This is a genomic window from Rhodopirellula sp. JB055, from assembly GCF_043100905.1.
Classification (GTDB): Bacteria; Planctomycetota; Planctomycetia; order Pirellulales; family Pirellulaceae; genus Rhodopirellula.
Genome location: NZ_JBICHO010000452.1, coordinates 1 through 26,371, shown reverse-complemented (window position 1 = coordinate 26,371; position 26,371 = coordinate 1). Strand labels below are relative to the sequence as shown.

Below are 26,371 nucleotides of genomic sequence, written 5' to 3'. Positions count from 1 at the left end.
TGGTCGGGGCCCATCCTGGGTGTGCTGGTCCCCGTTTTAGTCGCCCTCATCGTCCGCTGGCGACCATTGTGGTTCGTTGCTGACTTCAGCATTCTCGCCAACGGAACCTATCTCGCCCTCGCATGGTTGGCAGGGGATCCTCACCTCGACACGCCAAGATTGTTTCACTTTGGTGCCTCCAACGTGTCCGTTGCATTTTATTGTGTGCTGACCATCGGGATTGGTTACGCTCGGTTCCGAGACGATTGCATCACGATGTTGAGTGATCGCGGGTCGGCGGCGGAAGACACTGCTTCGCCTGACACCATACGAGCCTAACTGCATGCTCGCCTGTCAAACCCAGCGTCCAGCATCCAGCGTCTGCCGCTACTTCCAGCTCACTCCCCGCGAATGCTCCCACGCGATTCAGCTTGTATTTCAACCGTGACGGGTTGGAAGTCTAGCCCACACTCCAACGCATCCATCAAGGCCGGTCACACGCCAGAAGCTTCCATTGACATGGGGGCCTCGAACAACGTCGGTTGATCGTCCACGACAACCCCGCTGGTCTTCGATTCCACTTTACGGGGCAACACAATCGTAAACTGCGTTCCTTTGCCAAGCGTCGAGTCCACTTTGATCGTTCCGCCATGTTGTTTGACCACAATGTCGTACGCGATTGCCAGTCCTTGCCCCGTTCCCTTCCCAACCTCTTTGGTTGTGAAAAAGGGATCGAAGACGCGACACTGTATTCCTTTCGACATCCCGACACCGGTGTCACTCACCGTGATCTGTATGTCCTCACCGACAAGGCGGCTGGCAACATTGATCCGCCCCAGTTCTTTGGCATTGGCGCCGATTGATTCTTCAATCGCGTCCGCTGAGTTGACCACCAAATTCAGGATCACCTGACTCATTTGAGCGGGATACATTGGCAGTGCATCGATCGAATCGTCCAAGTCCAGTTCCAACTCGGCAACATACTTCCAATGGTTGCGAGCAACTGTCGTGGCATCTCGGATCAATTGGTTTAAGTCCATCATTGTCTTTTCCGACGTTCCCGGATGAGACATTGCTTTCATGGCTCGGACGATATCAATCACGCGATTGGATGCATCCTGAGCTTCCTGAATCGACTCGGTGATATTGCGTTGCAAGGCATCGAATCGACAAGATGATTCGGCCCGGGGAAGCACCTCCTTCGCCAGTTCGCTCGGATGCTCGTCATCGCGAAGTTCGCGGTAAGTGTTGATCAATTCAAATGCTTTGTCGAAAGCCGTGTTCAGATACTCGACATTTCCAAAGACACATTGCATGGGAGTGTTGATCTCATGCGCGACGCCAGCGGCGAGCTGACCGATGCTTTCCAGCTTCTGAGTTTGTGACAATTGTCTCTGCATCTCTTTCTTGCTGGAGATATCGCGAATCACGGATTGCTCATAGATCCGGCCTGACAATTCGAATGAGACGGCAGAGATATCACATTCAATTTGTCGTCCGTCGCGGGTGAGGTAAGTCCATTCAAAATGGCGTTTTCCTTCACGACGAACTCCTTCCATGATCTTTTCTCCTTCCACATCGGAACGCGTTCCATCCGGCTGAAACTCAGGAGATAGAGAGAGAACATCCACGCTCCGCATCTCCTCAACGCTACCAAACCCAAACAGCTCAAGAGCACGCGGGTTGCAATCCAATAATTCGCGTCCCGAGAAGAACAAGATTGCATCTTGTGAGGAATAGAACATCGCTTGGGAGCGTTTCGTATTCTCGACGAGCGCCATTTCAACACGCTTGCGCTCATTGATTTCCATGGTCGTCCCTGCGAGCAAAGTCACATTGCCCATCTCATCGCGTTCCACCACCTGACCTCGTGCCATCAACCAGTTGTACTTGCCGTCGGGACGCCGGCAGCGCCATTCGATCTGAAACACATCTGATTCGCCGGTCAAACAGCGATCAATTTCCGCTTCAACATAGTGCAGGTCTTCCTTGTGAATCCGCGAGAACCAAACATCAATCGGATCACCGTCTTCCCCCGGAACATGGCCGGTGATGGCAAGGCAACGGCTGTCGTAGTACGCCTTCGCCTCCACGACATTCCACTCCCACAAACTCATCAATCCGCCATCCAGCGCGTACTCAATTCTTCGCCGCGCCTGCTTCAATTCCTCGGCGTCTTCGTGAGCTTTCGTCACATCGTTCTTGATCGCCAAGTATCCGATGAGTTTCCCGTCAATATCGTGCAATGGTTGGATGTCAAGATACACCCAGTAGTGAGTCCCATCCTTGCGGCGATTCAGCAATTCTCCGCAAAATCCTTTCTGCAGAGCGAGTGCTTCCCGGATCTCTGCAACGATTTCAGGGTCGGTTTCGGCACACTGTAGAAAGCTACCCGGACGTTTCCCGATCACGTCGCTTAGTTCATATCCACTGATCCGAGTGAACCCTTCATTCACCCAGGTGATCCTGCGATCGATATCCGTGATGATCACCGAATTCGTGGTGCGTTGGGCGACCATCGCTAATTTCCGTAAATCGACGGTCATTCGCGCTGCCATTCGATTGGCTCGAAACGCACTGGAACTCAGTAAGTACACCAGCGTTGATACCAACAAGGTGCAACAACCACCACCAAGTGCAATCGTCCACACGATTGAGCCTGTGGTGGTTGCGAATGCCGCGGTTGGGAACATCTCGATTTGCCAGTTTTGTCCGGCAATTCGCTCGAGCGCATGATGTCGAAAACCACTCGTGTACCCATCCCCTAACTGACCACTCGACGCCACCTGAAATTCGCCCTTCGGCTCTTCTTGGAGATACAGTCGATAGCCAAGCTCGCACCCTGTCGCGGATTCCAGCCCTTCAAACACGGCAGATGAATCGATCACCATTCCCACCCAGCCGACGATCGATTCAAGTCGTTCCTTTTCGTTTTTGGGAACGCCGTGGTAATGAGGAACCATGTAAAGGAAGCTGGTTTCGTTTGGGTCACCACCCATCAACCGCAACCGCGGCGTGATTCTGGCTTGCCCTGTTCGTGCTGACAGTTCTGCCGTTCGGCGGCGAGAGAGATCCTCTCCCATATCGAGGCCAATCGCCTTTGAAAACCGTGTCCCTGGTTGAACGAACTTGACGATAAAACGTCCCGGTATCAGACGGTTGTCACCCACCTGATCGTAAGAAACCCCAGCACCTTCCGGTGTAATCAATCTCAATGGAGGCAATCCTGATGTGACCAATTCGTCGCTCAGGGTTTCCAACGCCTCGGGTGTGTCCGGCACAATCTCGAGGTAACCAATTGCCTCGGCGCCCAAAAAGTCGTCGTCACAATTGATTTGCGACAATAGGTTTGTGAATTCGTCGTAACGAACCGACTCGCTGGCAGAGAAAAGACACTGAACAGCCACCAGTGCCAGTTCGCTTTGTTGCATGCGACGTTGAAACTCACCGTGCAATCGATCTGCCAAACGTTCGAAACGCTCTCGGTCATGATGCATTGCCGAGCGCCGGACGACATTCAACGTCGCTGCGGTGATCAGGATGCCAATGCAAGCTACCAGCAGTGTGAACAGGAATGAGCGTTTCATGACTGCTTCCATCGAGGAATTCGGGGTTATTCAAACACCGCGAAGAATCTGGCGATCAAACGCTCGCCGTTAGATGAGCACCTGATTGGGGTGGGAACGTATGATCGTCTCGTTGTTTTAAAGCGCTCTCGATCGCATCGATAATTTCACCACGCGGCGAAGGTTTGTTCATCAGACGAAAAACGTTCTTCTCCTCGATCGCTCGTCGCTCGCTTTCCTCGTCTTGATTGCCAGTCAAGATGATGCAGGGGATGTTCGGCCATTCCTGAGAGATTTTCTGGACCAATTCAACTCCATCCATCATCGGCATTCGCATGTCGCTGACGACGCAACTGATCGGTGCGGTCGTGCGAAGAATTTCAAGCGCTTTGAGTCCGGAGTCAGCGGTTTCGACGTCGTATTCGTCCTCCATGCTACGTCGGAGAACACGCAAAACGATGGTGTCATCGTCCACGAAGAGAATTCGATTATTTTTACACATGCGGATTATCCCCACCGAGGCGTGAATACTGAGAGAGTTGTGTGAGCGGGGCACCTCAACAATAGCCCTCCATTTGGGGGAACATGGTGTCGAAACCGCATTAATCTCTCGCGGCGTTTCACTCTCGCTTCCGCTAATCCCACTGACCAGCACAATCCGAATGCAACCGTTCCGACCGCGCCCTCACACAAAGCAACATCCGACCGCGGCTTTACACCGAATCGAACCGTCAACGCGGGCTTTTTAGATGGCCCCCAAGCAAGCAGATTGGCGGGAGTCATTCGGCGTTGGAACTGTGATAACAAACGCCACTGTTCCCAGGTGCAAACGGGGCTGACGCCCAAACGGCTCACCAGGTTTGCCCGAACGTTCCTGCCGACCGAAGCAACGCGCCGCGGCAAGTGAGTGCCACCACCGGCGGGAACCGTGGGCGCGTTTAGAAGTCGCTGCGAGCGAAGTAGACGCAGCTCAAAAGCATCATCACGACAACGAAAACGCCGCAACTGATGATCGGAGTCGCAATCCCATATCGGACCACCTCTCCCGTTTCCATGTCACCGCCACCCAAGATAAACGCTTTCTTCCCAGATACCATTCCCGCCGTTGTGTCTCCGAGGGCCAGGACCTGAGGAGTCAGTAGTTCCAACAACCCGATTCCATAGCGATCGACCCGCCGCCAAAACGAGCGTTCGGGTTCGACATTTCGTATCAACGTCAGGTCCGGAGAATCAGGATTGTCGACTTGAAATTCACTGATTCGATCAACGTCGTGCGCGACAATCAACCGCGTCGTCGCGGATTCCGCTGGGAACTCCACCATCGCCGTTTCGATGTCGTCGACCGATAGCGTCTCAAGAATCTCGAGTCCAAAGCTTCCCGTTTCCGAATTCGAATCTTCCTCTTCAAAGACTCGCAATAGATGCCCACTGCCCTCCGTCGTAACGACGAAGAACAAACTGTCGGCAACCGCATGCAGGGAAAGCGGAGCAATCTCGTCGGGCCACTCGCCAGCGTAAAGTTCACTTAGATCTTCACCGTTGAAAACACGAGCCTGTTCATCACCGGTGCTCGCAACGACCAAGCGACCTGAGGCCGCCAGAACAGGAGGCAAAGGCGTGTCCGATCGCGGCAAATCTGCGCTCCGATTCCGTTGCCAGACATTTTCCCTCGGGTCGCCGTCGGGAACCAACTGCTGCAACTGGCTGCCGTTGAGAATTAACAACCGCATCGATTCACTGGAATCCGTGCTATTGCCTGCTGTCGAATGCAAAGGCACCGCCAATCGAATCGGTGGGCTCAGTGCCACATTGCGGGGCAGAATGGAAACAAATTCTTCCGTCGCTCCTCCCTGCATCGTCACCAACGTGCTCAACCACGCACCGATGGATTTCGAGGATTGACCGCGGGGAGACCGTCCATCGTCTTCGTTGTCCCCCTTCGGTTCGCCGCCTGATTGATCCTCTTCGACTTCTTTCCCGATCGACGAAAGGATTTCGCGATTGTGGGTGATCAACAAATCGGCTGTGTTGACGGCCAAAGTGTGCCCCGATCCCGATTGTTCAGTCATTCCAATGGGAATCAAACGTTCGGTCGCGGTTGGCAAACGCAAACCTGGCTGGGGTTTCCAATCGTTGTCGCGAGCCAGAACGATCAAGTCGAGCGAACCGGACCCAAACGGATTGAACTTTCCGTTCCGGATTCGTGCGGTCAACACATGGTCGTCATCAATCGCGACAGGACGCAGAACGCGATCATTGGACATCGCTTTGCCTTCGAGCACAGAAACCCACTGCGATTGTTCCTCGTCCATTCGGTTCACCCCACCGCCATTGGTGACCGAGAACAAATCATCGCCAGCCCGGACCAAACCCGCGACGCGATCAGGCTGGACAATTCGCGTGTCAAAGACGCCCGCAATGATACTGAAAACCAAGCAAATGCCGGCCAAAGCCCCTGCCGCCGCAATTGAAATGATTGGCGACCTCCACTTCAGACCGGCCGGAACCGAAACACTGAAGAAGACCGAGAAGAGAAACACTGCAACTGGAATGCACCACAAGATCCGCGGGTTCCAGATTTCCAACCGCAGTCCCGCGATCAGATACAAACCAATGACCAGTTGAGCCACGCACAAAAAGACAAAGGCACAACCACCTACAAACTTGGCGATCAGCAAACCGGATCGCGAAACTGGCTTGCTGAGCAACAGGTGCAACGATCCCGTTTGCAGCATGTCAGGAATCATGGACGCCGTGACCAGCACACCTAGAAACACCAACACGAACCCGAGCAGCCAATGGACCAATGTTGGAATCACAAATTGATTGAACAACGAAACAAACTGAGTCCGGTCGATCTCAAACCCAGTCGGGAAATCCAATGTTCCATATGTCAGCAGCACGGATCGCGCACTGCGTGCCTCAAACACTCCCGGAAGCGCAGCCTCAATCCGCAGTCGGGCTCGCCGACGAATCAAAGAATCAGAAAGCTCTTCGACAGGCGTTTCATCCAATTCGCGAAGTTCACGAAGACGAACCGTTACTTCCCAAGCCTCCGCGTCGTACCAATGCCGAGCCTTCCCGTCCTGCTCCGCGGCTGGTTCTGAATTCTCTTGTTCGGTTTCGGCGGCATCTGCATCTCGGTCTTCATCCGCGTCTTCGCCTTCAGCTCCCGTCGCGAATTTGAAGTCCTCATCAATCAATTCATTCAACGCGTCCGTCAGCATTGGCAATGGGATCCGGACTTCGTTGCCTTCGCCCACGCGTTTCAGCTTGCGAGCCAATTCCTCTGGCATCGCAGCAGCGATCCGGCCCAGCGGAGCATCCTTTTGATCCGGATCGACCATGCCTTGAGCCAGCATCGCTTTCATCCGCGTCCCGTTGTAAACGTCAAAGAAACGGAACGTCGTCGTGTAATCTTCGCGAACGCCAATCGGGGCCAGCATTGCCAGCAGAATCCAGATGGCCAGCATGGCTGCCCAGAGCACTCGGGATGCCATCGCAGCGTGAAACGAATCCCAAACGACGGCGAAGTATGGTCGCCAATTCAATGCATCTCTCCAGCGGTCGTTTTCAAATGAGAAGGTGCGAGCAGCGGTGTACCAATGAAACAACGCATCCGCATCAGGACGTCGGTTGAACGTCGCGACCAGACGAACCGGCCTGTTGCACCAATCGCATGAACGTGTGTTCCAAAGTGTGGCGATGAGGCTGCAACGTGACAATCGATCCGTCCAGGCTGCGCACCACATCCACACTCGCGTCCACGTCGGCTTGTTCGTCACAGTCCAACTGAACCCGCCAAAGATCGTTCGTGTCTTTTGACCGCACCAATTGCCATGCCGATTCGGCCGACATCATCGGTCTCAACTGCTCCTGCAACGGTTCCAACTTGGAACGTTCCAGTTCAATTTCCATGTGAATCGTCAATGCCGATTGCGAGGCTTCGATCCCTGGGCCACTCAAGTTGTTGATCGGTCCCGACGCCAACACGCGGCCTTTGGCCATGATCGCCAAATGCGTGCACACCAGTTCCACTTCGTGCAAGATGTGGCTGTTCATCAGGATGGTCTTGCCAGCGTCTCGCAGACGCTCGATCACCTGACGCACCTCTGAACGACCAACGGGATCCAAGCCATCGGTGGGTTCGTCCAGAACCAACAGATCCGGGTCATGCATCAAGGCTTGAGCAAGTCCCAACCGTTGCAGCATTCCCTTGCTGAATCGTCGAACCGGTTCGCGATCTCGGCCGGCAAGCCCAACCAAATCGAGCAATTCGTCACTGCGACGGCCAATGGTTGCTCCATCGAGTCCGCTCAGTCGCCCGTAGTACTTCAGCGCGGTACGAGCGGTGTGATGGCGATCGACTCTCAGTGACTCAGGCAGATACCCAACCCGGCGACGCGCCGCGGCCGATCCAGCGGGCAAACCAAACAAGCTGGCTGACCCACCCGAGGCACGAATCACTCCCAACAATATTTTGATCAAAGTCGTCTTGCCGGCGCCATTTGGTCCGAGCAGCCCAAAAACTTGCCCCGCGTCCGCTTGCAAAGTGACACCGGAGAGTGCGTGCACATGAGACGAACGCAGCCAGCTACCGCGATAGATTTTCTGGAGCCCATTGACGGACACGATCGTGCCGTCCTGCACAGGCGTTTGGTGTGACGCCATGGCATCGTCGGTTGGTTCGGCGACAGAAATCACGCCAGCAAATTCTTCAGCGTCAGCAGGAAAAGAGTCAGGGCAGTCATCGCGATCACCGCAGCCAACAACAACCGATTCGCCGGGTGCCGCCACGAAGGACCGCTGACCACGCGGTCATACAAAGTGCGAAACCCCTCGCGTTCCTGTGGGGTGTCAAAAACCCCGTCTTCGACGAGTTCCTGAAGGCCGAACTGGATTTGATATTCCACCACGCCGTAAACGTCCTGCCGATGATGGCCTTCGTCAACGCCAATGCCTTCGAAGTACCAAAGCTGGTTTCCGAACTGGTTTTCTGATTCAGCCCGGTCGTCAACGCATTGCAACCGTACAATCTCGCTGCTGTCCGGACAAAATCTCGCTTTGACGAGCGCACGGACGCTGTCCAGCCGAACCTGCTGGAGCGTTCTTTCGGAATACTGTCGTTGCTGCGCTTCGGCACGCATGATCCTATCCCCGCGTGGCAATGAAGAAGACACTCGGTCTCCGTGGCGTTATTATTGCCGGTTGGGCAAGTGCCGTCATGGTCGGAGTCAAATTTTTGACGAAGTTTTGCGTCATTTTTGCGACGTCTCGCTCCGGGCCCCGCTGCTGAGGTACGGCAACCTGTCGCGATCCAGACTTGCTCCATGACAGATTCGACAACAATCCGGGCCGCCGACATGAAATGGAACCCGCCTCGAAAAGACGCCTCCGCCGGCCGAACCGTCCTCCCACACGCTTTCCATCACGTCCTTCTTCGACGCCAGATTCAGCGTTGTTATCCTGCTATCCGTCGGTTCCATCCACCGGCCCACCGTTCTTCCGCGTGAGTCACCCAGCTCATCCAGACAATGAACAACCAAGTATCCGCATCCCATCCCAACCGGCTCGCAAAGGAAACGGTCATCGTATCGCCCATCTCCAATCGCCCGCTGACTCTGCGAACCCCCGTCACTCTGGGCGTCGTGCTGATCGTCTTGGTCGTCCTGCTGACCGCCGTTTGGATCAGCGGCACGGTTTGGGGAGCCGTCCGGAACGATTCCTCCTCGGGAATGTTCTGGGTGATGCTGGGTGCCGGCGCCCCACTGCTGATTGCCGTGCTGGCAGGCGTCATCGCCTACCTGACATTGTCGGTCAAAGCGTTCAATTTGAATCGCCGCCAATCCAACTTCATCGATTCGGTCACGCATGAACTGAAAAGCCCGATCGCGTCGTTGAAGCTGTACCTGCAAACGATGACCCGGCACGACGTCAGCGTGGAACAACAAAAAGAATTCCACCTCATCATGCTGGAGGACGTCGAGCGACTGGACAGTCTGATCAATCATCTGTTGGATGCGGCTCGCGTCGAGCGTGGCGGCGGAACGTATGAAGCCTGCGACGTATCGCTGCACACAGTTCTATCGAAGTGTGCCCAAGGAGCCTGTGTCCGGTACAAACTGCCGCCGGAAACAGTCCAAGTGAATTGCCCACCAACCATCGTCCATGCACCCGTCGTGCAAATTGAGATTTTGTTTCGCAATTTGATTGACAATGCGATCAAGTACGGGGGTTCGCCTCCAAAGGTGAAGTTGACCGCTGTCTGTGCCTCCTCGGGCGATGTCACCGTGTCCGTGCTGGACAACGGAACGGGAATCCCTGCGAACTTGCGGCGAAAGGTCTTTGGCCGCTTCGTTCGTCTCGGCAGTGAACTCGAACGAAGCAAGCAAGGCACCGGCTTGGGACTCTATCTGGTTCGAAACATCACTCATGCAATGGGCGGTCGTATCAACATCCAAGACGGGCGTTGGGAGGTTGAGTCGGATGCAACTGCCGAACACGCACCCGCCGGAGCGACCGCTCTCACGCAATCTTACAAACAGGGAACACGTATCGACGTGACTCTCCCCAATGGCAAACTCGTGGAATCCGATCCGCCACCTGTCTCGCCTCCCGGGTCTCCCAGCATCGAATCGCAAAACGACTGAGAATACAAACTCGATTCGTTGCATTCGCTCGGCTTCTTTGCCCTGTTAAGCAAACGCAGTTAAGCAAACGCAGTGATGTGGCTCGGGACCAAGACGTTGCCCGATGGGACCTTTTGAAATCCCCGCGCAACACTTCCTGAACGCTCAAACTTCAACTATTGGAAATGAGTTTTGAAGGCTGCTAAATCACATTGCCAACGTGTAATTGGGGTAGAATGAATGGCATGAAAGACACTGCTGTTTCGCCTGCTCTACTGTTTGCTCCGGAACGCCAACACCGCCTGCTTCATGGATTGATCCAGCGTGTTGCGGATTCGAAAGAGGAACACTCGCGTCTGGTTCGTCTACAGAACGACCATCACGCTGACATTGAACAAAAGCTGGCGTCGCAATTGGCCGCCATCAAGCAGAACTGCAGTGCGGATCGCATCAGCACCCTGACCCAGTGGGACTCGGCACAAGAAGATGCAATCGCGTCCTATGAAGTCGCAACACTGCAGACTCGCGACGACCTCCGACGCTGCGGCGCACGCTTTCGTCGGCAACTCGCCGAAGAAGAATCCGCCATCAACGGCAAAGTTGAAAAGCGTTTGATCGCGATCAAGAATCAGTACGACGCCCGAAAGGATCTCCCCAAAAAGCTCGCCGCCAAAGAACACCATCAACTCGACGCGGCCCTCGCGGAATCCAACGAAGACATTGAGTGGGCTCGTTCACTCACAATTCGGCGTCTCAATCGGCTGCTGGACGTGCAAACGCCCAAGGATCTGTATGCAGAGTTCGGCGAATCCGCTCCCACCAGCGTCGACGATGCGTTGGAATTAATCGGCCGCCAAAATCGACGTTTGAAATCAACCGTCGCTGACATGCAAAAGGGTTTCGCGGCTCACGTTGTTGACGCGGTCTACTACCTTCCTTCGCTGGTCGCCGTCCTGTTGTTGATTTTCTCGGGCGCGTCGATCTTGCTCAAAGCCGAACCGCTGATCCACTACCTCATTGGTTCTGTCATTGTTTCTGGCTTGATCGGATTCACATGCTATCTGATTTTGATGTGGCCACTGAGAAGAATGACACGGTCTTTGCATCCTGCCACCGAACGAATTCGATTGGCATCGCAAGACGCGGTTCTGCAAGCCAAGCGAATTTCGACCGCAGCAGCCAAAAAGTCCAGCCAAGAATTGATCCAGCAACGAGACTTGCACATCAAGGACGCTCACCGTTGGCAAGAGAAACAATTGTCGGCCACCCGAGAAGAGCTCGCTGCGAAACAAGCTGCTGAGGAGTCGCGACTGAACGAACAACTGCAACGAATTGAAACGCAATTTCGAACTGGTTTCTCCGAGTTGCAGCGAACGATGCGTGAGCGTGCTGATCAAACCGCCAATGACATCACACAAAAGCTCAATCAATCCGATGCGGCAGCGGGGCAAACCCTTCAAGCGGTCGCTCAACAGCACCAGCACACGCTCGAGTCCCTGGCGCAGCGACTGCAAACTGGAATGCATCGTGGATTGATGCGGATTCTCGCTGCCAACGATTTGGTCGAGTACCGTCATCCACACTGGGATGAATTGCTCTCCAATCCTCCTCCGCCTCATCCGGGAATTGATTTCCTACCGCTGGGGTCGATTCGATTGGGCAATCGTCTGAAACGGCAATTCGATGCCGCCCTGGGATACGACGCTTCCCAGCATGCCGAACAAAACGGACATTCGCACAACGAAGCCGACATCCTCAATCGGTTGGTCGTGCCCGACACGATGCCCGTCGCGATGCATCGCAGAAAACACTGTGGCGTGATCATCGAGGCCCCCACCGCGCACATCCCCGACGCACTTCAGATCGCACATCAAATGCTCTGGCGATTGCTCAGTGCGGCGCCACCAGGTCAAGCTCGCGTGACCTTGATCGATCCCGCCGGACGAGGCCAAAACTTTTCCAGTTTTCTCGCGTTGGCTGACCACGACCCCAAATTGATTCATCATCGCGTCTGGACACAGGGAGACCAGATCACGGCCCGAATCGCCGATGTCAGTCACCACGCTGAAAACATTCTGCAAACGTGCTTGCGTGATCAATACCAACGCTTGGAAGACTACAACGAAGTCGCCGGCTCGCTCGCTCAACCCTACGAAGCGATCGCGGCAGTGGGGTTTCCTGACGGGTTGTCCCGCGAGGCTCACTCTCATCTTGCCTCCTTGATCCAAAGCGGGATCCGTTGCGGCGTGTTCGTCATCTTGGTGGTCGACAGCAAACACGAATGGCCCGCCGACATGCCGATGTTTGATCATCCAAATTTGCTGCGTCTGATATACGGCGAGGCCGGATTGGACACAGGCGAAGAATCTGCTCGCAAAGATCCCTCCGTTGCGTTTGACGGGATCGACCGCGCCAGTCTAACCGGTTCGTCGTCGCAGCCGAACGAGGATGGCATCATTCCAATTAGCGCCAAGCGTCGCGTCCGCCTTCTTGACGAAGGTTTGACGGCCGGCCATTGGCGTTTGCTCAACGCGGGTTTGGACGAGTTCGAGTTTTGGCCCGCTCCGCCGCCAATGCCGCAAGACCGATCGGCGCTGATCCAGCGGATTGGACGTTTGGCCCAAGAAGCCTCGCAGGTGATCGTTCCGCTGACGTCGCTCCTGCCCGATGAACAAATCCCCGCTCCGGAAAACACCTGCACCGCCGCGGACGGGATCAACATTGTCATTGGCAGTTCCGGTGCCGGACGCCACCGAAACCTCGATTTGGGCGAGGGCGTTCAACAACATGTTCTCATTGCAGGGAAGACCGGTTCAGGGAAAAGCACGTTGCTGCACAGCATCGTCACCTCCGGCGCTGCCTTGTACCAACCCGACGAATTGCAGTTCTATCTGTTGGACTTCAAGAAAGGCGTTGAGTTCAAGATTTATGCCGACTCGAAGTTGCCTCACGCGCGAGTGATTGGCATCGAAAGCGAACGCGAATTCGGAAGAAGTGTTCTGCAATGCCTCGATGCGGAAATGACCACACGTGGTGAACTGTTCCGCGCCGCAGGGGTGCAAGAGGTCGGTGCCTACCGCCAGTCCTGCCCTGAAACGTTGATGCCACGTTTAATGTTGGTGATCGACGAGTTCCAAGAACTGTTCACCCGCGACGATTCTCTGGCCTCCGATTGCACAGCGTTACTCGATCGCCTGGTTCGACAAGGCCGCTCGTTCGGAATTCACGTTGTCCTCAGCAGCCAATCGCTGGCCGGCGCGAACAGTCTCCCACGTGCCACGCTGGGACAAATGGCCGTCCGAATCGCGATGCAATGCAGTGAAGCGGATGCCGCCTTGATCCTCTCCGACGACAACACCGCCGCACGTCTGATCTCCCGTCCGGGCGAAGCGATCTACAACGACGCCAGTGGGCTGGTTGAAGGCAACTCTCCTTTCCAAGTCGCGTATTTGGAATCCGCGGAACAAATTCAGCTTTTACGGGCGATTGGCCAACGTGATGAAGCCTGGGGCCGCGAACTCGGGGCCGCGGTCATTTTCGAAGGCAACCGTCCCGGCCGATTCACCGCTGAAATGGCACGCCAAGCAATCGAGGCATCGGGCCCCTCCGACACGTTGGTTGGATTGCTCGGCGAAGCTGTCGAATTGGGGCCACCCTGTGCGTTGCGTTTCCAATCCAACGCTGGACGCAATGCGCTATTGATCGGATCAGCACGCAATCGTCCCAGCGTCTTGGGCAGCATCATCGCGTCCGCCAAGGCTCACCGGCCCGACCTCTCACTCATCGTCATGGATGGTTCGCGAGCCGAAGAAGGAGACTCGGTCGCGGAATGGACGCAACAACACCAAGTCAACGCTCAGATCATTCGCACCCGCGAAGCCGAAGCCGCGATGATTCAACTTTGCCAGCTTGTGAACACACGCCTGGGGAAACCCAACGATGAGTCTTCCAGCAATAGCGATCGCGGGGAGTCCCCGCATCACTTCAGCCTGGACTCAACTGGCGCACTGACATCGGAAAAGGACCCAACCGAAGATGCATGTCCCATCAGTGAAGTTCCCGATGACACCGAGTCCCCCGTGTTGATTGTGCTGGACGGACTCGATCGTTTTCGCGATCTCCGCCAAGCCGAATCGATGAACTTCTCATTGGACGCAGCCAGCAAAATCACGGGGTGTGACGCATTGCAAACCGTGTTGCGAGAAGGCCCTTCAGTGAACGTCTTTGTGATCGTGACGCTACCGTCTGCCGAAACACTGAACCGATGGTTGCCCCGGCAGAGCCATCATGACTTGGAACTGCGTTTGGTCGGCCCTCTCAATGCGGGTGACTCGTCTCTTTTGATCGATTCCCCCGCCGCGGCCGAACTTTCTGCCGCAACGATGATTTTGTATGACGATTCGGATGGTCGGATGACAAAATTTCGCTTGTGCGATCCGCCGACGTCAGGAGAATTGATGTCGTTGCTGGCAACAACTTGATCAATCAGTTCTCTCGTTTGGAATTTTCTCTTGGCCAAGTGCGACGAAGGCTATCGATGCGAAGTGTGCGGCGAAGACGTCATGTCCATTGTCGAAAGCGACCTCTATCTACGTTACGTGATCGGGCACCTGGACCCTGAGAAGCTCCACGTTTCTCCCGAACGACACATTCGATGCAATCCCATCCTCGCTCAGTGCATCCGTGACGCTCGCGTCCCGCCAGTCGATATAGAAGGACCTTTCGCCCTTTCCGAACTCGACCCCGAGCACTCCAAGGACATGATCGATTTGGTGACACGAGGCTATCAACGTCTGTGGGAAATCAATTCTGAAGAAGGCGACCGAGACGTCACGGATTACCCGCTTCCCGAAGTCAGACAACGGTATCAATGACGCTGGGTGAATTGATCTATAGTGTGTGAAGTAGTGGGGTTGGATGCGTCCCATTTGAGTCGCTTCCGATCTCGCCCTCCTGCCCACACACCTCCCCACAATTCCTGCCATGAAACCGTTTTTCCGTCGTACCCTGCTCACGATTGCCGCATTTTCCTTTCTGCCTTCTCTTTCTGTCGCCCAAGCGAAAGACACGTCGGTTCTGCCGGTCGAAGTGCTGATTGGGCCGACCGAGCCCTCCCCACAGTCCGCACCGGCCCCTGGTCCATTGCGTACCCCGTTCGCTGTGGAATTTGATTCACAAAACCAAATGTGGATCGTCGAGTTCGATGGCGGCCGAGTCTTACGTTGCCCGCCCAATGACCCGACCAAACCCGAAGTGATCGCCGGACCAGAATCCGCGACAGCAAAGGATGCCTTGGGTTATGTCGATGGGCCGGCACGCTCAGCAAGGTTCAATAAATTGCACAACCTTGTGATTGATCGCAACGACGTGTTGTACCTGTCTGATCACGCGAATCATTCGGTTCGGCGGTTGTTACAAAATAGCCAAGGCGATTGGATGGTGGATACGTTCGCTGGACAAGGCAAATCGGGCCCCGCATCCGACAATGTTGATCGGAAAGACGCGACCTTCCATGAACCGATTTGCGTCACCTTGGATCCGAAGCAGAACCGATTGTTGATTGCAGACATTGGCAACCAAGTCGTCCGGTCATTGGACCTTGCCACGAGAAAGGTGTCCATCATCGCGGGGCAAAAGGACAAATTCAAAGATCCTCGCGCCGTCGAACTGGATCCCGCGGATCGGTTGCTTGTCTTGGAACGCAACGGCAATCGTCTTCGCCGTGTGGACTCCGCCGGCAACATCACGACACTGGCGGGAAGCGGTCAAAAAGGAAAAGCGGATGGCAATGCCAAACAAGCCAGTTTCAACGGCCCCAAACACATGGACGTCGGCGCCGACGGGCTTGTCTTCATCGCCGACGACGTGAACCATCTGATTCGTGTTTTCAATCCGCATACGAACGTCGTCCAGACATTGAATTTGGGCGAATACACGCTTCGTCGTCCTCATGGCGTTTGCATCCACGGCGATCAACTTTACATTGCGGACAGTTTCAACCATCGCGTCTTGCGAGTTCCCCTCCCAAAGAAGTGAAAGCCAATGTCAGACGACCAATCACTCCCAAAAATCGGATGGATCGGAACGGGAGTGATGGGGGCCAGCATGTGCGGTCATCTCCTGGACGCTGGCTACGATATCTCGCTGACCACACGCACACTCGCCAAAGCGGAACCGCTGCTCGCCCGCGGAGCCAAGTGGTTCCGCACCCCGCGTGACGTCGCCGCGAACAGTGACCTCATCTTCACTATCGTGGGCTACCCGCATGATGTACGGGAGGTCATCCTGGACCCAGAAACGGGCGTCCTGTCAGGCTGCAAGCCTGGCGACGTGATTGTGGACATGACGACCAGCCAACCATCCTTGGCGGTCGAAATCGCTGAACGAGCCGCGAACCGTGAAGTGGATTCGCTCGATGCTCCAGTGTCCGGCGGCGACACCGGAGCCCGCGGCGGGACCTTGTCGATCATGGTCGGGGGAAGCAACCGGGCGATCGAAAAAGTCCGACCTTGTTTGAATTTGATGGGCAAAACGATTGTCCACCAAGGTGGGCCGGGCACCGGTCAACACACCAAAATGGTCAACCAAATTTTGATCGCGACCAATATGATCGGAGTTTGCGAGGCGCTGGTCTACGGCCAAAAAGCCGGACTGGATTTGAAAACCGTCTTGGAATCCGTGGGTTCCGGTGCCGCCGGCAGTTGGTCGCTGAGCAACCTTGGTCCGCGAATCATCGACAATCAATTCGACCCGGGTTTCTACGTCGAACACTTTTTGAAGGACATGGGCATTGCGTTGGCCGAGTCTCGCGCGATGAACCTTTCCATGCCTGGCTTGGCTTTGGCGGAACAACTCTATCAAGCTGTCGCCGCTCAAGGCCACCAGCGAGACGGAACCCACGCTCTCGCGCTCGCCATCGCCAGTTTGTCTGGCATCGACTGGCAAAACCGCTGAGCAAACAATCAGAATTGAAAGTAGACAAACGGGCGAAAACCGCGGGGAGCGTACAGCAACAACGCCCAAATCATCATCGCAGTCGCAACCGGCGTGAACCAATGACCGGCGGGCAATCGCATCCAACGTCGCCCGCGTGTTCGCCAAACGAAGTGCTCCACTACCATGCATGCGAGCGCCAACAAAGGCACAGGTGGCAACCAAACGATCGATCCTGCCGCGTTCCATGTTTCTGCTTCGGAACCCAACATCGGCACCGACGTTGGAATCCCCATCAAGCCACGAAAGACCGACATCGCATTTTGAAACGATGTCGCACGGAACAACACCCATCCGAACAAAACGACACCCATCGTTGCAAGCCACCCCGCGAAGGGAGGCAAAGACCAACGCTTTCCGCGTGCTACAACGAGCGCAATCCCGTGCCAAATTCCCCAGCCAACAAAGGTCAATGCCGCGCCATGCCACAGTCCTCCTAGAGACATCGTGAGCAACAAATTGCGATTCGTTTGTGAGACGGTACCACGAGAGCCGCCCAATGGTATGAACAAGTAATCTCGCAACCACGTGGAAAGCGTGATGTGCCACCGACGCCAGAATTCACCCACCGACGTCGAAAGGTATGGATGTCGAAAATTGACGGGAAATCGGTACCCCAACATTTTCGCGATCCCGATCGCCATGTCGCTGTAGCCCGAAAAGTCATAGTAGATCTGCCCAGCGTAAGCGAATACCGCCAACCAAACCGTCACCGGATGGTAGAGCTCCGGTCCGGCGAAAACACCGTCAACGAGGTCCGCCAAATGATCGGCAATCAAGACCTTCTTCACCGCTCCGCGAAGCAATTGCTGAGCGCCGTTGTACATGCGTTTTGATTTCCACTTTGGCGTGCTTGCCAACTGCGGGAGCAAATGAGCGGCACGAACGATCGGCCCGGCCACCAACTGGGGAAAGAACGCTACGTACAACGCGAAATCCAGCAGGCTTTTCGTGGGCGTCATCCTCCGGCGGTACACATCAATTGTGTAACTCAACGTTTGAAACGTGAAGAATGAGATCCCCACTGGCAACACAATTGGCAACGTCGACGCGTTCATCCCGAGGGAACGCACCAACGGTTCAGCGGTCTCAATGAAAAAGTTGAAGTACTTGAAGAACCCCAGCATGCCAAGGTTGACCATCAAACTGCACACCAACCAACGCTTGCGAGTTGCACGCGCCTCACTAGCCGCGATTCTTTTCGCGACGAAGAAGTCCACTCCGGTCGACAGTAACAACAGAACGCAAAAGCGAACGTCCCAGTACGCGTAGAAGTAGTAACTCGCCAGCAACAACCATCCATTGCGAGCCACTCGTCCGCGCAACATCCACGCAAACGATACGACGACCACCAAAAAAAACAGGAACTCGATTTGCGTGAAGTTCACTCCGGTTCCCCCACGCTCTGTCGCCGGCGATCACTTCGCTCTGATCCCGCCCACCGTTCAGCAAATTCACGTGTGATCAATCGATAGCCAACCGAATTCAAATGCCCATTTCCGATGCGCCCGTTCTGAAACCCATGAGGGAATACTCCCCGTCGAACGGATTCTCGAAATGCGGGTCGGCAATCAACAAGTTTGATCTCGTGACCCGCTGCATTCTGCAAAAGGATTGACCACAACACTTCGTCAGGATCGTTCCAACGCAGCGTTCCATCCATGATCACTGGGCATCGCGGCGCATACACGACCCAAATGGGTTGATCCGTCGCGTCACGTAGAGCGGATAAGTTTGCCAAGATCCAACGCTCCGCAGCTGCCCGATCAACATCCGTCTCGAAACGGACCGGAGTCGGCTCATTGTTCCGGCGAACTGGACCAATCCCAAACCTCAAACGACGTGCCGCGAGTGTGTTCGGATCGGTGAACAAATTCCGGCCCGCATGAAGCACGAAATCCGGCACCCAACGGGTCACTTCGTTCATTCGTTCTAGGCCGGCCGAATCAACGTCCTTCCATTCATCAATGGGTGCAATCGATCCCATCAAATCGACCATTTCACAAAGCAGAATCACGTGTTCGTTCACGCCGAATCCCGCTTCACTTCTTCCAAGTTCCGCGACCCAATTGGAAACATCGTCGCCGCTGCTTGCCATCGGCAGCACCTGAACGGGCCGAGGTCGATGCTCTGTAGCAGTTCGAATTTGCAACTCAGATTGCAGTTGACTCCACAGCTTTCGCGAATCCGCGACGCAAACCCCTTCGGCTTGCGAATCGCCCCACAGCGCGATCACGTCCGTTCGAACTGCATTGGATGAGATCGCGTTGGGCAGCGTCATCCGGCCCATCATGCCGTGCGGCCCGATCTCGGTCGTCGCGTATCCCTCGGCCCGCCAACGATACGATTCGCCGGGGCTCAGCAAGACTCGATGGCGAATCTCATCGTACCGCCTGGGCACGTAGCTACGCACGAACCAAGGCGATGTCGCTGCGATGATCAGGGTGCCCAGTGACAGACCGATCAACCAACGAACGATCATCCGCTTTCAACCGATGAATTGGATGAGCCGGAAGGAGGAGAAGTTTTCCCCTGCATCAACGAACGAATCGGTGACATGAAGGCGAAGTAACAGAACACGACCGGCAGCGCCACCCAGTGCAGCAGCAAGATCCCCACCACAGCAAACAAGGCTTGTCCAATCTGGTGTGGTGCTCGGCGACCACGCACCAACTGCGCAAAAACGTGTGGGTACTCGTACCGCGAGACCATCAAAAACGCCAACACCAATGCCAAGGTCGGAATCACATAGTGCGACGCGTCCAGAGCCAGCCCCGCGGTCCAGTGGATCCATTCGGGATAGCTTTCGCCAACTGCGAAGTCTGCTAAGTCCGGGATCGCAATTGCGAACGCCGCAATCGTTCCCGCCGCGGCAGGAGATGGCAAACCTTCGAATCCCTCGTGGTCATCGTCTTCCGGTGTTTCCACATTGAAACGAGCCAGTCGAATCAGCACGCACAGTGCAAACAAAACACCAATGCCCCACGTCAATCGCTGCAGCAACACATCGCTGATCCTCCAAACGATCACGGCAGGCGCGACGCCAAACGTGACCGCGTCACACAACGAATCCAACTCCGCACCAAACCGGCTGGCTTGTCCGGTCAGTCGTGCCGCCGATCCATCCAAGGCATCAAATAACATCCCGCCGAAGATCAGCAGACCTGCGGCGAAGAGTTTGGATTCCGGCGTCCAGTCCAATGTTCCCGTGCTGACCGCAATCGCGATCGCCGCCAGTCCGCACACTCCATTGCCAAGCGTTAACAGCGTGGGCAGAACAGCAAGAGTCAATCGCCGTCGCTTCCCCGTGCGACGTTTGCGACGACGACCGAACTTGGAACGATCAGCGAACTCCTTCTCTTGCATGAGATCGGATTCGTCATCGACACTGTCGTCATCTAAAAACGGGGGGCGGGGTTTCAGTTCGCTCATATCGATCAATCTTGCTGATAACGGGCGAACACCGTCGAGCCGGCGTGCACCTTTTCACCGACTTCTGCCACAATCTCAAGCGATTCATCGCGAGGGATCACGAGCTCAGTTCGCGAACCTAGTTTAATCATTCCAAACATTTCCCCGCGTTGCAAAACGTCGCCCACGCGGGCCCAACAGACAATTCTTCGCGCAAATTGACCGGTGATCTGACGAATCCGAACGATTCGACCGCCGATTTCAGAACATTCCAACTCCACGTCCATCTTTTCGTTTTCTTTGGACGATTCGGAACGCATCGCATTCAAGAATTTCCCAGGACGATATCGCACCCGCACAACTTTTCCTGGCAACGCAATGCGGTTCGCATGTGCATTGAAGATCGACAAAAGGACTCGAAAACGAACCGCAGGACCGATCACCGGGTCCTCGAACTCGAGGATCTCGATCAGTTTTCCATCCGCCGGGGAAACCACCGTTCCAATTTCTTGTGGCACTTTGCGTCGTGGATTTCGAAAGAACCACGCCACCAGACATCCGATCAACAAGAACGGCAAAGACAGGGGCCACCAGAACCACCCGGCAACCAACGCCAAAATCACCGAAGCCGACGTCATCACGATCAATTCCGCCAACCCAACCCGCACAAATGGCAGTGACTCTCGCCAGAGAAACGGGTCATCAGCGTCTGCCCACCAAAAACTATCTTGGTTGCGATAGTATTTCATGTCTCGTGAATCGACCGGATCAAACGGCAATTCGCCTCGATGACCTTGGCGACGATCTCGCATCATGGCCACATATTTCGGACGCACTGTCCTCAACCAAGCTCGCCGGAATCTGCCCCAAGCCAATTCGCCTGACATCACCCACCCGCCACCGGGCTGGATGGATTTCAACGCTGGGTCCATCGCAGGAATCTCCACCGACGAAGCACCCGTTGTCGGCGGATCTGGGTTGTCGAGCGAAAGGGACGCGTTGGAGTTCAAAAAGCTGGCCATGGAATCACGATGAAAGCCAAAACGACGGCTTGGCAGGGGGCCGGTCAGCAAGAAGCGTACTGGTTACACTGTGAAATTGTCGAGAACACTCGTCGAATTTGTCGAGATCGCTCGCACTCGAATTTGTTTACACGTTGGATGGACGATGATCACTCCCCGGTATCTTCTACCTTTTGATTCGCGAAGAGCCCTTCATCGTTTCACTGATGTGTTGGTGATCGGAGGTGGTTTAGCTGGATTGCGAGCGGCCAACGCGGTCGAACCAAATCTGTCCGTCTTGGTCGTCACCAAAGATGAACTCCGGGAATCCAACAGCAACTACGCCCAGGGCGGTATCGCAGGGGTTTTGGATCCCGAAGATTGTTTCGACGATCATATCCGAGACACCCTGATCGCAGGCGGCAATCTCTGCGATCCTGCGGTCGTCGCACGCGTCATCCACGAGGGCCCCCGACGGATCGAAGAACTGATTCATTGGGGAACTCAATTCGACAAACGCGAAGGCGAATTGGCACTTGGCCGCGAAGGTGGGCACAGTCACGAACGCATTGTCCACGCAATGGGAGACGCCACCGGGCGAGAAGTCATGCGGGCCGTGATCGCTCGCTCGCGTGATGCTGCCAACATCGATATCTGGGAAAACGCCTTCACGGTCGATTTGCTCAGCCAAGAAGGTCGCTGCCACGGCGCGATCGTGGTCACCCCCGACGGCCGCCCCACGATGGTTTGGGCCAAACAAACGATTCTGTGCACGGGCGGAGTCGGCCAAGTCTATCGTGAATCCACCAACCCGCCGGTCGCCACCGGGGACGGCACGTCGTTGGCCTACCGGGCCGGCGTGGAACTGCGTGACATGGAATTCATCCAGTTCCATCCCACGGTTCTGTACATTGCGGGTTCCTCGCGTTCTTTGATCACAGAAGCCCTGCGTGGTGACGGCGCGTATTTGCGAGACGCGACGGGACATCGGTTCATGCCCGATTACGACTCGCGTGGCGAATTGGCACCTCGAGATGTGGTCAGCCAATCGATCGTCAACCAAATGAACGAGACCGCGCACCCGTGCGTCTACTTGGACCTGTCTCACCTCAACGCGGAACATGTCCGCAGTCGTTTCCCTGGCATCGCTGAGACGTGCCGCCAGTTTGGGTTGGACATCGCAACGGATCGCATCCCTGTTCGTCCTGGTGCTCACTACATGATCGGCGGTGTTCGTGTCGATATGCTGGGCCGCACAAGTCTGCCGGGATTGTGGGCGGCAGGCGAAGCCACCAGTTCCGGATTGCACGGCGCCAATCGTCTCGCCAGCAACAGTTTGCTAGAAGGACTGGTCTACGGTGCCCACGCCGGTGAAGCCGCCAGTCGCGCGGCCGCCGAAGGACCGCACAAAATGGTCGCCCGCCGCATCCAACATGCCGACCACACACTCAGCGAAGCGTTCGACATCGCCGACGTTCGCGTTTCGCTCAAAAGCTTGATGGGACGGTTGGTTGGTGTGCAACGCGACGCCGAAGGCTTGCGTCAGGCCGACAGCCAAATTCGATCGCTCGCTGCCTATGTGATGCGGCACCAGTTCGACAATGTCGAAGGTTGGGAGCTTCAAAATCTGCTGCTCACCGCCCATTGCATGGCATCCTCAGCATTGGCACGGACCGAGTCACGTGGCGTTCATCTTCGCAGCGATTTCCCTGAACCGGACGACGAGAACTGGCGTTGCCATCTCAGCGTCCAAGTCGATGTGGATGGCGGCATGCCCCAAAAAGGCGAGCCCATGACCTCGCCCGTGATCACACGCGAATCAACGCAAAGAAACCCAACCGTCGACTGAAGCGGGACCTGACTGCGGCCGGCTCACCGCGGCAGCTCCGGCGGCCAAGTCCGACGTTTGGGTTCTTCCAATGCGGTCAGAAAGGCGATCAGGTCAGCCAGGTCTTGCTTGTTCAATCCAAGCGGCTTTAGCAAATGCGACTTTTGGGGAAACAACGGGTCGCCGAGCTGGCTTTCCTTTCGTCGCAAGGTTGGCATTCCAGCGTTATACATGTTCAACACTCCCGGCAATTCAAACAAACCGTTGTGCATCAATGGGCGAGTTCGAGTGATGTTGCGCAAACTCGGCGTGCGGAACCGCCCCACATCATTCGCATTTCCAGTCACGGCGTAGCGTCCGAGGTCCTCGAATTTCCGACCGTAATAGCTCAATCCGACATCATGCAATTGACTGTCAGAGAACATCGGTCCGTTGTGACAATGGATGCAACGTGCTTCGCGACGAAACAGATCCAGTCCCACGATCGCGGAATCAGACAACGCATCCTCATCTCCTTTCAAGTAGCGATCAAACGGTGAGTTGCCGCCAACGATCGTTCGCTCATAACAAGCGATCGCTTGGGCGATCCGTTTGAAAGTGACATCCTCAGTTCCAAATGCAGCAGCAAATCGATCTCGATAACCATCCAGATTTTCAAACTCACGCACGACATCCTGCTCAGAAGCATGCATCTCACTGGGGTTCTCTAAAACATGGATCACCTGTTCTTCCAACGTCCCTGCACGGCCATCCCAAAACAAATGCTTGAAATACCCGGAGTTCTGAACAGTCGGTGCATTGCGTCGAAGCAATTCGCGTGAGTGCCCGAAACTGGTGGTTCGACCGTCGGCCCATGCAAGATCAGGATCATGACACGAAGCACAAGCGATCTGACCGCTGCCAGATAGCCGAGGATCAAAGAACAGCAGCTTTCCAAGTTCAGCCTTTGGTTCGCTATACGGATTCTCACTTGGGTGCTGCATCGCTGGTAACAACCCGAGTTCTTGCCAACTTGCGCCCTCGTCAATTTTGGGGGCTGGCCACTGCGAAGGATCCTTTCCATAGTTTTCTCGCAAGTGGCGACCCCAAGCGATCCGTTCTTGAGCACTTCGTTCGGCTCGCGGCGGCATTTTGCCTGCACCTGAGTTTGTTGGAGCTTGCGATCGTTTTTGCCGATCGGCGGCCTTCTGCCCAGCCAATCGTTCACGCAGTCGATTGACCACCGGCTTCATTTCTTGAAGCGACAACTGTTCACGCTCACCAACGTCCGCGGGATGCGGATCCGAGTGGCGCGTCAATACACGAAACCCTTCGGGAGCTTGTCCGCCGTTGTTGGTCCGGCGATGGCAGAGCGCGCACTGAGCGGAGTAAGTCGCATGTTTTTGCGTGCCGTATTCGACGAACAATGATTCAAACGTGTCCGGCACAAATTCGAAATCGGAGACCCCGTCGCGAATTGAACCGAAACGAGTCCTGCGATACACCCAATGGCTCGAACCGTCCCGACTACTGCTGTTGTTGCGGGCAGACAACACTGCCGGCCCATCCAACGCACGAACTCTCACATCGTCAACAACCGGTGTGACAACAGGCCGAAGCTGATCGTCGAAAGCAATGATTTGTTGGATCAGCAACGCTTCCGTCTCATTGGGAACATCGACTTCCGCTCCCCGCTTCGTTGTCGAATCCTCAATCAATTGCAACGTCCGTTCTCGCGAACCAGCACGCAAATAGACCTTGGATGCGTGCAGTGATCGATCCGCTTTGAACAAGGCGGAACTGATGCGCCCCACTTCGATCCAATTTCCGGCATCGCCGTCCACATCATCAAAATCGCTGGGAAAATAGGGTGTCGAAGGCGCGGTGGGTGATTCCGCCGAAAAGTTCTCTCGCAACTGTTCCACACCACTGGACAAAGCCTTCAACTTGTCAGCGGGTTGTCCGAGAGCGGCAATCGCACGAGCCATCGCATTCAATAACTCAGGGTCATTCAAATCCTGCTTTTCCCATTGCCACCAAAGCGAAGCGATGTCCCACTGAACCAATGCTTTGACCAGAGACGACTGCAGTTCCGAACATTGGTCGGGCGCAGAAACTCGGTCCAACAACCCCAGCAATTCGGTTCGTTGCTTCTCGTCCAGGCGGCTGACGGGCGAAACGCGAACATCGCCACCGAAGACACGGCGGTCTGATGCGTCTCCGTCGCGTTTCAAAAAATACCAACCACGCGTGTAGAACTTCGAATCGGGTGTTTTATCTCTTTGTCGTTCGGATGGCAGCGCAGCATGGACCTCTTCTGGGACCAGCGACTGAATGAACAACAACTGATGCAAGCGATTTAGTTCGCTGTTAGGGTCCTCCCCATAAACCGGCATCGGAGTCTCGGATGCCGGCAGCCCACTCTCGTCGGTCCAAGGCTCGACCGCGCCAAGTTGCGCGGCCGAAAACAGAACGATGACTCCGAAAAGTTGTGCACAAGCCAAGACTTTCACGGGCATTTTTAATACTCTCCGATCACTTCACCACCCGCGATTGTCAGCAACTTGCACATGACATCCGCACTGGTGCTCTCGGTTAGGAAATGAACAGAGCCGTCTACAAAGGCGACGTGCGCACCGCCTACATGAAAGGAGTAAACAGCGTACTTGTTCGACGCGTTGATCATCTGCGCACCGGGTGAACTCCAACGGTCGTGCACGTCCACTTCCGTTGCATCGTACTCATACCCGCGTGCGACAAACAAATTGCCTGCCGCCCAACTGGACACAGCTACGTAGTTCGCACCGGAACTCGACAATTCCCCTGACCCAGGCACCCTCCCGCTCTTGGATTGCCAGATCTGCGGCCGCCCCGCGGATTCAACGAACACGATTGTATTGGAAGTTCCATCCAATACATCGCGAATGCGGCGGCCCTTGACACCAGGCTTCACCGTTCCATCGAACAGTCCATCAATGTTGCCCG

The 26,371-nt window shown here is 55.5% G+C and carries 17 protein-coding genes and 1 pseudogene; 7 read left to right on the top strand and 11 right to left on the bottom strand.

The features are described 5' to 3' along the window. Positions 1 to 318, top strand: a pseudogene (locus ACF8AM_RS17805) (hypothetical protein); the annotation flags it as partial. A 155-nt stretch (positions 319 to 473) separates the two neighbouring features. Here the strand turns inward: ACF8AM_RS17805 and ACF8AM_RS17800 are convergent. The 5 genes from ACF8AM_RS17800 to ACF8AM_RS17780 form a co-directional block, all read right to left on the bottom strand. Next, on the bottom strand, positions 474 to 3,566 hold the full coding sequence (locus tag ACF8AM_RS17800; RefSeq protein WP_392556934.1) for a PAS domain S-box protein: 3,093 nt from the start codon (positions 3,564 to 3,566) through the stop codon (positions 474 to 476). A 55-nt stretch (positions 3,567 to 3,621) separates the two neighbouring features. Beyond that, positions 3,622 to 4,020, bottom strand: a complete 399-nt coding sequence (locus tag ACF8AM_RS17795) for a response regulator (protein ID WP_392556933.1) — start codon at positions 4,018 to 4,020, stop codon at positions 3,622 to 3,624. Between the two features lie 463 nt (positions 4,021 to 4,483). Further along, positions 4,484 to 7,096 carry an ABC transporter permease gene (locus tag ACF8AM_RS17790; RefSeq protein ID WP_392556932.1) on the bottom strand — a complete coding sequence of 871 codons (2,613 nt, stop codon included), beginning with the start codon at positions 7,094 to 7,096 and terminating at the stop codon, positions 4,484 to 4,486. A gap of 73 nt (positions 7,097 to 7,169) precedes the next feature. Beyond that, on the bottom strand, positions 7,170 to 8,216 hold the full coding sequence (locus tag ACF8AM_RS17785) for an ABC transporter ATP-binding protein (RefSeq protein ID WP_392556935.1): 1,047 nt from the start codon (positions 8,214 to 8,216) through the stop codon (positions 7,170 to 7,172). A 29-nt stretch (positions 8,217 to 8,245) separates the two neighbouring features. After that, positions 8,246 to 8,692 carry a hypothetical protein gene (locus ACF8AM_RS17780; RefSeq protein WP_392556931.1) on the bottom strand — a complete coding sequence of 149 codons (447 nt, stop codon included), beginning with the start codon at positions 8,690 to 8,692 and terminating at the stop codon, positions 8,246 to 8,248. A 387-nt stretch (positions 8,693 to 9,079) separates the two neighbouring features. Between ACF8AM_RS17780 and ACF8AM_RS17775 the strand changes: the two genes are divergently transcribed. From ACF8AM_RS17775 to ACF8AM_RS17755, 5 genes are all read left to right on the top strand, one after another. Continuing rightward, entirely contained in the window at positions 9,080 to 10,195 is a 1,116-nt protein-coding gene (locus ACF8AM_RS17775; RefSeq protein WP_392556930.1) for a sensor histidine kinase, read from the top strand. Positions 10,196 to 10,419: 224 nt separating this feature from the next. Next, the gene (locus tag ACF8AM_RS17770) at positions 10,420 to 14,655 is read left to right on the top strand and encodes an FtsK/SpoIIIE domain-containing protein (RefSeq protein ID WP_392556929.1); all 4,236 of its coding nucleotides are present in this window, start codon (positions 10,420 to 10,422) and stop codon (positions 14,653 to 14,655) included. A 30-nt stretch (positions 14,656 to 14,685) separates the two neighbouring features. After that, positions 14,686 to 15,048 (top strand): hypothetical protein, encoded by a 363-nt coding sequence (locus tag ACF8AM_RS17765; protein ID WP_392556928.1) that lies wholly within the window; start codon positions 14,686 to 14,688, stop codon positions 15,046 to 15,048. A 109-nt stretch (positions 15,049 to 15,157) separates the two neighbouring features. After that, positions 15,158 to 16,210: a hypothetical protein gene (locus ACF8AM_RS17760; protein WP_392556927.1), complete on the top strand. Its 1,053-nt coding sequence runs from the start codon at positions 15,158 to 15,160 to the stop codon at positions 16,208 to 16,210. A 6-nt stretch (positions 16,211 to 16,216) separates the two neighbouring features. Beyond that, positions 16,217 to 17,128, top strand: coding sequence for an NAD(P)-dependent oxidoreductase (locus tag ACF8AM_RS17755; RefSeq protein WP_392556926.1), 912 nt, complete (start codon positions 16,217 to 16,219; stop codon positions 17,126 to 17,128). 8 nt (positions 17,129 to 17,136) lie between these two features. On the opposite strand, the gene ACF8AM_RS17750 is transcribed toward ACF8AM_RS17755, so the two are convergent. The 4 genes from ACF8AM_RS17750 to ACF8AM_RS17735 are packed head-to-tail and all read right to left on the bottom strand — an operon-like array spanning position 17,137 to position 21,600. Beyond that, a complete protein-coding gene (locus ACF8AM_RS17750; protein WP_392556925.1) occupies positions 17,137 to 18,555 on the bottom strand; it encodes an MBOAT family O-acyltransferase in 1,419 nt (472 codons plus the stop codon). Continuing rightward, positions 18,552 to 19,649 carry a hypothetical protein gene (locus ACF8AM_RS17745; protein WP_392556924.1) on the bottom strand — a complete coding sequence of 366 codons (1,098 nt, stop codon included), beginning with the start codon at positions 19,647 to 19,649 and terminating at the stop codon, positions 18,552 to 18,554. The genes ACF8AM_RS17750 and ACF8AM_RS17745 overlap by 4 nt, the downstream gene beginning before the upstream one ends. Beyond that, the gene (pssA, locus tag ACF8AM_RS17740) at positions 19,646 to 20,608 is read right to left on the bottom strand and encodes a CDP-diacylglycerol--serine O-phosphatidyltransferase (RefSeq protein WP_392556923.1); all 963 of its coding nucleotides are present in this window, start codon (positions 20,606 to 20,608) and stop codon (positions 19,646 to 19,648) included. The genes ACF8AM_RS17745 and pssA overlap by 4 nt, the downstream gene beginning before the upstream one ends. Continuing rightward, positions 20,605 to 21,600, bottom strand: a complete 996-nt coding sequence (locus ACF8AM_RS17735; protein WP_392556922.1) for a phosphatidylserine decarboxylase family protein — start codon at positions 21,598 to 21,600, stop codon at positions 20,605 to 20,607. The genes pssA and ACF8AM_RS17735 overlap by 4 nt, the downstream gene beginning before the upstream one ends. A gap of 145 nt (positions 21,601 to 21,745) precedes the next feature. Here ACF8AM_RS17735 and nadB point away from each other — a divergent pair, with 145 nt between their 5' ends. Next, a complete protein-coding gene (gene nadB, locus ACF8AM_RS17730; RefSeq protein WP_392556921.1) occupies positions 21,746 to 23,428 on the top strand; it encodes an L-aspartate oxidase in 1,683 nt (560 codons plus the stop codon). Positions 23,429 to 23,451: 23 nt separating this feature from the next. Here the strand turns inward: nadB and ACF8AM_RS17725 are convergent, their stop codons facing one another. Next, positions 23,452 to 25,905 (bottom strand): cytochrome-c peroxidase, encoded by a 2,454-nt coding sequence (locus ACF8AM_RS17725; protein WP_392556920.1) that lies wholly within the window; start codon positions 25,903 to 25,905, stop codon positions 23,452 to 23,454. 2 nt (positions 25,906 to 25,907) lie between these two features. Continuing rightward, positions 25,908 to 26,371: DUF1559 domain-containing protein (locus ACF8AM_RS17720; protein WP_392556919.1), on the bottom strand; the 464-nt coding region annotated here is incomplete at its 5' end.